Source organism: Butyrivibrio sp. (assembly GCF_017940685.1).
Taxonomy (GTDB): domain Bacteria; phylum Bacillota; class Clostridia; order Lachnospirales; family Lachnospiraceae; genus Butyrivibrio.
In genome coordinates this window covers 1-6,708 of the sequence record NZ_JAGAYD010000225.1, presented here as the reverse complement: position 1 = coordinate 6,708, position 6,708 = coordinate 1, and the positions used below count along the sequence as shown (strand labels likewise).

General features: G+C 44.5%; 9 protein-coding genes. All 9 read right to left on the bottom strand.

Annotated elements, in window-relative coordinates; genetic code table 11:
- A partial coding sequence (locus J6I68_RS13525) for a prolyl-tRNA synthetase associated domain-containing protein (RefSeq protein WP_292221102.1) occupies window positions 1–500 on the bottom strand: 500 nt, incomplete at its 3' end.
- A 54-nt stretch (window positions 501–554) separates the two neighbouring features.
- Window positions 555–845, bottom strand: coding sequence for a hypothetical protein (locus tag J6I68_RS13520; RefSeq protein WP_292221101.1), 291 nt, complete (start codon window positions 843–845; stop codon window positions 555–557).
- Between the two features lie 47 nt (window positions 846–892).
- Window positions 893–1,126: a purine biosynthesis protein PurH gene (locus tag J6I68_RS13515; RefSeq protein WP_292221100.1), complete on the bottom strand. Its 234-nt coding sequence runs from the start codon at window positions 1,124–1,126 to the stop codon at window positions 893–895.
- A 29-nt stretch (window positions 1,127–1,155) separates the two neighbouring features.
- Window positions 1,156–1,497 carry an arsenate reductase family protein gene (locus J6I68_RS13510; RefSeq protein ID WP_292221098.1) on the bottom strand — a complete coding sequence of 114 codons (342 nt, stop codon included), beginning with the start codon at window positions 1,495–1,497 and terminating at the stop codon, window positions 1,156–1,158.
- Between the two features lie 939 nt (window positions 1,498–2,436).
- A complete protein-coding gene (gene pflA / locus J6I68_RS13505) occupies window positions 2,437–3,171 on the bottom strand; it encodes a pyruvate formate-lyase-activating protein (protein WP_292221096.1) in 735 nt (244 codons plus the stop codon).
- Between the two features lie 22 nt (window positions 3,172–3,193).
- Window positions 3,194–5,452, bottom strand: a complete 2,259-nt coding sequence (gene pflB / locus J6I68_RS13500) for a formate C-acetyltransferase (protein ID WP_292221095.1) — start codon at window positions 5,450–5,452, stop codon at window positions 3,194–3,196.
- Window positions 5,453–5,628: 176 nt separating this feature from the next.
- Complete coding sequence (locus J6I68_RS13495; RefSeq protein ID WP_292221093.1) at window positions 5,629–5,934, bottom strand: hypothetical protein; 306 nt, start codon at window positions 5,932–5,934, stop codon at window positions 5,629–5,631.
- On the bottom strand, window positions 5,931–6,149 hold the full coding sequence (locus J6I68_RS13490) for a hypothetical protein (RefSeq protein WP_292221091.1): 219 nt from the start codon (window positions 6,147–6,149) through the stop codon (window positions 5,931–5,933). The genes J6I68_RS13495 and J6I68_RS13490 overlap by 4 nt, the downstream gene beginning before the upstream one ends.
- Window positions 6,150–6,196: 47 nt before the next feature.
- Window positions 6,197–6,708: flavin reductase family protein (locus tag J6I68_RS13485; RefSeq protein ID WP_292221089.1), on the bottom strand; the 512-nt coding region annotated here is incomplete at its 5' end.

Sequence of the window (6,708 nt, the reverse complement as noted above, 5' to 3'; positions counted from 1 at the left end):
GCTGGCAGGAATTTGTCGAATATGTCAGCAGTTTTGATCTTAAGACTCGAAGTATTAACGCAAGGATGGCATCCAATGTACTCCCCAGCCTTCACATCCTCATCAACCAGGAGCCTCACGCCATGCTCCTTGTCATTCATAAGCCCCATAACGCTCACTGCGCCGGGCTCTATATCCAGATATTTCAGCATATCTTCCGCTTCCGCAAAAGAGAGTCTGGCAGAACCAATCTGACTCGACAGCTCTTTTGTCTTAAACTTCTTGTCCCCAGGCATCAAAAGCAGGTAAAATGCGGTCTTCTGCCTGTTGCACAAAAACAGGTTCTTGCACATCAAAGTGCCCAGCACTTCATCTATGGCCTCACAGGCCTCCATTGTCATGGCTGGCCCATGGTCAACCCTCTGATACTCGATCCCAAGTTTATCAAGATAGTCGTACACTCTTATTTCTCTTTCAAGTCGCCCATCAGTATTTGCGGGCCTTCCTATTTGTAACTCCATTTCCCCTTCTTTCATCTGCCCTCATGTTTTACTATTCTGTCCTGGCAGAAGTATTTATTTTAGGTCCTTAAGGCGCATCATGAATATTGAATACTCATCGTTCTGGAAGTCCAGATCCGGTGAATTCTCCCCGCCGCCATTGGTGCTTCTCTTGATCTCAGCATAGAATTCTTCGCCCTGATTGACGATATCCATAACTGTCATGGGAAGTCCCGCTTCTGTAGCGATCTTGCAGAATTCTGCTATGGGGTTATCGTTGTCTCTGGTCGCAAGGAGCGTTTCTTTTAAAGAACCGTCCTTTTTAGCCATTTCCAGCAGTTTATCAAGCATTTCTGTGATCATCATGTCCTTATCCTCCCTGTTGGTGCGCTTTTGTTGTTGCCTTCAATTAGTTACATCTTGTACCCACAGTCTGCCTTTTCAGGACCATCTACCCCTGATTCGTAATGAGCCCTGAATTCCATATTGATCTCGCGGATCTCCTTCTTTCCATCAATGTAGTCCTGGTACATATCAGCCAGTCCTGACATGCATCCATCGCATGATCCGCTGATATTTCCTATAGATTCCGCAACTATCTGCTCCCGCTGCTGACGGGTTGTGTCTTTTATGAGTATTGATGCCATTGTCTTATATTCCCCTCCTGGTTAATATTTCATTCCCACTTCTTCCAAACCTCAGGCTGATAGCCAAGTGTCGCCTGTCTTCCATTTCTTACTACCGGCGTCTTGATGATCTGCTGATTCTCAAGAAGCTTGTCAAACTTGTCCTCATCTGCTATGTACTGGATCAACGCCACCGTATCTTTGTCCTTGGCATCAGGATTAACCATCGCCATTAAGCCCCCTACTGCACTGGCAACTGATGTAAGTTCCCCTTTACTCATGCCCTTTTCCTTAAGGTCAATGAACTGGATCTTTATTCCGCGCTCCTTGAAGAAACGCTCTGCTTTCTTAGTATCATTGCACTTTTTAGTGCCAAAAATCTGGATATTCATCCGCAAACACCTCAATCTTACATCTATTGGAACAAATTCATTAAGTCTTTTAGCCAAGCCAGCTTACCTTCCTATTATAGTAGAAAATGCAGAAAAAGGGCGAAGTCTTTTACTTAGCCTTAAGACTTTATTCATTACATGCCATAGAACATCCCCGCTACTTATATATTGGAATTCAGACTGGATGACTTATTTCCCTATCCAAGTCCGTAAAATGACGGCCAATATCAATTGTTATTAAATTGCATTACAGATTACAGCGTGCTTTTTAAGCATACAGTCCGTAAAACGAGTTCTTTCAAGGAATTATCCCACTGGATCCGGAAGACGAGTTACGGACTGTAGGCACATAAAGTGCTCTCAAGTCTGAAAATCGATTTTTTTGCGGTTTTTAACAGAAAAAAACAACCTACTGTAGAGCATTTTTCTATGCTATAGTCCGTAATCATAAAAATCCGACATTTTTTGAGCACATGCGACGCTCAAAAGCGGTATTCAAAAGTAACTTTTGGCCGGATCTAATACCACCAATTGCTTTCCTTATTACTGGTCCTAGCTTTTTCTGGCCTGAAAAAAATAATCAGGGCTCATTTAATACCACCGGAAGAGTATGTGGATATGGGTATTAGATATCCTACACTAATATTTCCAGTTTTACTGAAACCACAATGTGAAATTCATACCTAACAACGATGTAAGAACAATAGGTATTAGATTTATTATAATAACAGTTGTTATTTCCGCAAAACCATAATACCTATAGCAGGTAAAGTGGTCAGCGGTATTATATTGACGCAATATCACCGTAGAATACTGTAACAGACCGCACAGGATAAGACAAAAGAACCGTCCCCGTGTCTTGTTGCGGTATCTACAAACAAAAAAAGGGCGAAGTCTTTTGACTTCGCCCTTGAAATCTACATCTATACGAACATTATATCATACTGCGCCCAGAATTTTTTTGGCATTTTCAATGCGCTCTGGAGATGGGGACTCCACGCCCTCGAGGCGGTAGGTAATTCCTAGCTCCTGGTACTTGGGAACGCCTAATGTGTGGTAAGGAAGCACCTCAACCTTCTCTACAGAAGATAAAGTATCAATGAACTCTCTTGTGCGACGAAGGTAATCGTCGTTGTCACTTCCTCCCGGAACCAGCACGTGGCGGATCCAGATGGGAATTCCCATATCCGAGATTTCTTTTGCCATCTGCAGGATATTGGCATTGTCAACGCCTGTCAGCTCTTTGTGGGCCTCGGGATCGATGTTCTTGATATCCAAAAGAACTGTATCCGTAAGGCTCATTAGCTCTTTCCATTTAGAATAGAAAGGCTCCTCGTGAGTGAATGGCTCTCCGGCTGTATCAATGCAGGTAGCAACTCCTTCTTCTTTTGCTTTTTTAAACAGGTCCAAAAGAAAATCAATCTGCAGGAGGGGCTCACCGCCACTGACAGTGATCCCTCCGCCGTTTTTCCAATATGGTTTGAAGCGAAGCGCCTTTTTCAAAAGCTCATCCGCTGTAAACTGCTGGCCCTCGCCTTCCTTCCAGGTTTCAGGGTTGTGGCAGAAAGCGCATCGCATCCTGCAACCATTAAGGAAAATGATGTATCGAACTCCAGGTCCGTCAACGGCTCCAAAGCTCTCCAGCTTGTTTACGTATCCAATAATATCACTCATTAAATAACTCCGAAAAATCTAATTAAAGCGCCTCGTGGCATGTACGAGAAATTACATCCATCTGCTGCTCCTTAGTCAAGTCGATGAACTTAACTGCGTATCCTGAAACACGGATAGTGAAGTTAGCATACTCAGGCTTCTCTGGATGCTCCATAGCGTCGATGAGCTTCTCTTTTCCAAATACGTTGACGTTGAGGTGGTGTGCACCCTGATCGAAGTAACCGTCAAGTACGTTTACGAGGTTGTTTGTGCGCTCTTCATCTGTGTGTCCAAGAGCACCTGGGTTGATTGTCTGTGTATTTGAAATTCCATCAAGAGCCTCTTCGTAAGGAAGCTTAGCAACAGAGTTAAGTGATGCAATAAGACCATTAACCTCTGCGCCATATGCTGGGTTAGCACCAGGTGAAAGTGGCTCACCAGCTGGACGTCCGTCAGGAAGAGCACCTGTAGCCTTACCATAAACAACGTTTGATGTGATAGTAAGGATAGATGTTGTAGGCTCTGAATCTCTGTAGGTGTGGATGTGACGAAGCTTGCCCATGAATGTGCGAAGAAGCCAGATAGCAATCTCGTCAGCTCTGTCATCATCATTACCGTAACGAGGGAAGTCACCCTCGATCTCAAAGTTCTTAGCAATTCCGTTCTCATCACGGATAGCCTTAACCTTAGCATACTTGATAGCTGAAAGTGAGTCTACACAGTGTGAGAATCCTGCGATACCTGTAGCAAATGAACGACGTACGTGTGTATCGATGAGGGCCATCTGGCAAGCCTCATAGTAGTACTTGTCGTGCATGTAGTGGATCATGTTAAGTGTTCCAACATAGAGGTGAGCAAGCCAATCCATCATCTGATCGAACTTCTGCATAACCTCATCATAGTCAAGGTACTCAGCTGTGATAGCCTTGTACTCAGGTCCAACCTGGTCACCTGTCTTTTCATCAACACCACCGTTGATAGCGTAAAGAAGGCACTTAGCAAGGTTAGCACGTGCGCCGAAGAACTGGAGCTCCTTACCTGTCTCTGTTGCAGATACGCAGCAGCAGATTGAGTAGTCATCGCCCCATGTAACACGCATTACATCATCGTTCTCGTACTGGATTGAAGATGTTGTTACAGAGATCTTAGCAGCATACTTCTTGAAGTTCTCAGGAAGTCTGCTTGAATACATAACTGTAAGGTTGGGCTCTGGTGAAGGTCCCATGTTCTCCAGTGTGTGGAGGAATCTGTAGCAGGTCTTGGTAACCTGGTGACGGCCATCAAGTCCGATACCACCAACCTCAAGAGTAGCCCATACTGGGTCTCCGGAAAAGAGCTGGTTGTAAGATTCAATACGTGCGAACTTAACCATACGGCACTTCATAGTGAAGTGGTCGATGATCTCCTGTGCCTCAGATTCAGTGATGATTCCCTTCTTGAGGTCACGAGTAAAGTAGATATCAAGGAATGTAGAAACACGTCCTACTGACATAGCAGCACCGTTCTGTGTCTTGATAGCTGCAAGATATCCAAAGTAGAGCCACTGAACAGCCTCTTTTGCTGTAGCAGCTGGCTTAGAAATGTCGATGCCATAGATAGCAGCCATTTCCTTCATGCCCTTAAGAGCATTGATCTGGTCTGCGATCTCCTCACGAAGCTGGAAGTCATAACGACGCATACCCTGACGAGCTGTTGCAGCAAAATCAGCCTGCTTCTTCTCGATAAGGTAATCGATTCCGTAAAGAGCAACTCTTCTGTAGTCGCCTACGATACGTCCACGTCCGTAAGTATCAGGAAGTCCTGTAAGGATCTTGTTGTGACGGGCCTTCTTCATCTCTGGTGTGTAGATGTCGAATACACCCTGGTTGTGTGTCTTGTGATATTTTGTAAAGATCTCATGGAGTCTCTCACTTGGCTCATAGCCATACATTCTGCATGACTGCTCTGCCATTGTGATTCCACCGAAAGGCATGAATGCTCTCTTAAGTGGCTTGTCAGTCTGAAGGCCAACGATCTGCTCCATATCCTTTGTTTCTTCTGAAATGTAGCCTGCGCCATGAGAAGTAAGTGAAGATACAATGTCTGTATCCATATCAAGAACGCCACCCTTAGCGCGCTCCTGTGCCTGGAGCTCCTGAAGCTTGCCCCAAAGAGTGTTTGTAGCCTCTGTTGGACCTGCCAGGAAAGACTCATCTCCATCGTATGGAGTGTAGTTGTTCTGAATGAAGTCACGTACGTCGATATTGTCTTTCCAAACACGACCTACGAAACCGTCCCACTGTGAAAATTCGTGATTTGCCATGAAAATTCCCTTTCTATTAAACGTAATCTAAAAAGCACCAAGACCTACTATACCATATAGCTGTCAAAATATTAACAATAAAAATAATAACTTTTATCATGTTTCACAAAGTGGACACACAAAAAGGCGAAGCCTTATGACTTCGCCTAAAAAATGATAATAATTCCTATATGTATTTACTCTTCATCATCCGAACCGAGCCCATAATTCAGGATTTCATTGTACTTGGCATTTGCTTCTTCTGCAGCCTTTTTGTTATGCCAACTATCAACATCACTGCAGATAGCCAGCATCTCATCCACGATGAGCTCCGCAGTTCTCGGTTTTACGTTATATAGGTAAGCCAGCATCCTATCCATTGCCTTAGGGCTTCCAAGCTGTTTAGCAACCTGCTCTCCCAGTTCTCTGGGAAACCCAAGACGCTTTACTGCGTCCACCAGCTCGTCACGCTTTCTTGCCCATTCCATACGGTTGTCTGTCATTTCTTAAACAACCCACCAGCGAGATTCTTGATGTCGTTAAGATCAAGCTTTCCGTCTGCTACAGCAGCCTGAACTTTCTTGATGTCATCCTCAGTTACATCAATGTTGGCCTTCTTTAGAAGCTCAACTCCCTGCTTGGGATCTGCTTTGGCGATCTGTGCCATTAGCTCTTTGTTACCATTAATCTGTTTGATGATTGCAGCGATGTCTGCCATATCGTACCTCCTCCAATATAATCAACAATTGCAACAACTATATTATACTACTTTAGTTTCGCACCGTCTTTGAAAGCATTGCCTACTTTTTCACCGATTCCGAAGTAAGCATTTCCGAACGGATCAAAGCTTATTGGCTTAACTTTAGTAATATCAACTGCTCCATCTACGACTACGCTCTCATCAGCAGATACGTTTACGATCTCTTCAACAAGAATGCCATCTTCAAAGCTTTTTACCTTGCACTCAAGGGCTACCGGCAATTCATCAATGAGCGGAGCATCAACAAACTCACTCTTGGTTGCGTGGAATCCTGCCTTCTCAAACTTGTCCGGAACCTTTCTTCCTGACTCTATGCCAACGTAGTCGCAGGGAACCATCTGATCTTCTGTCGCAAGGCTAACCGTGAAGGCGCCTCTTTTTGCAAGATTGTCAGTAGTCTTGTGCTCAGACAGACTGATTGAAATCTCCTTAAAATCAGTGGTGATGCCCCACGCAGCATTCATGGCATTTGGTACACCGTTCTCATCATAAGTTGCGATGATAAGGACCGGCTGTG

Coding starts and splice junctions, on each gene's coding strand:
- J6I68_RS13520 (WP_292221101.1), bottom strand. CDS start 845: ATGATGATCACAGAAATGCTTGATAAACTGCTGGAAATGGCTAAAAAG.
- J6I68_RS13515 (WP_292221100.1), bottom strand. CDS start 1,126: ATGGCATCAATACTCATAAAAGACACAACCCGTCAGCAGCGGGAGCAG.
- J6I68_RS13510 (WP_292221098.1), bottom strand. CDS start 1,497: ATGAATATCCAGATTTTTGGCACTAAAAAGTGCAATGATACTAAGAAA.
- pflA (WP_292221096.1), bottom strand. CDS start 3,171: ATGAGTGATATTATTGGATACGTAAACAAGCTGGAGAGCTTTGGAGCC.
- pflB (WP_292221095.1), bottom strand. CDS start 5,452: ATGGCAAATCACGAATTTTCACAGTGGGACGGTTTCGTAGGTCGTGTT.
- J6I68_RS13495 (WP_292221093.1), bottom strand. CDS start 5,934: ATGACAGACAACCGTATGGAATGGGCAAGAAAGCGTGACGAGCTGGTG.
- J6I68_RS13490 (WP_292221091.1), bottom strand. CDS start 6,149: ATGGCAGACATCGCTGCAATCATCAAACAGATTAATGGTAACAAAGAG.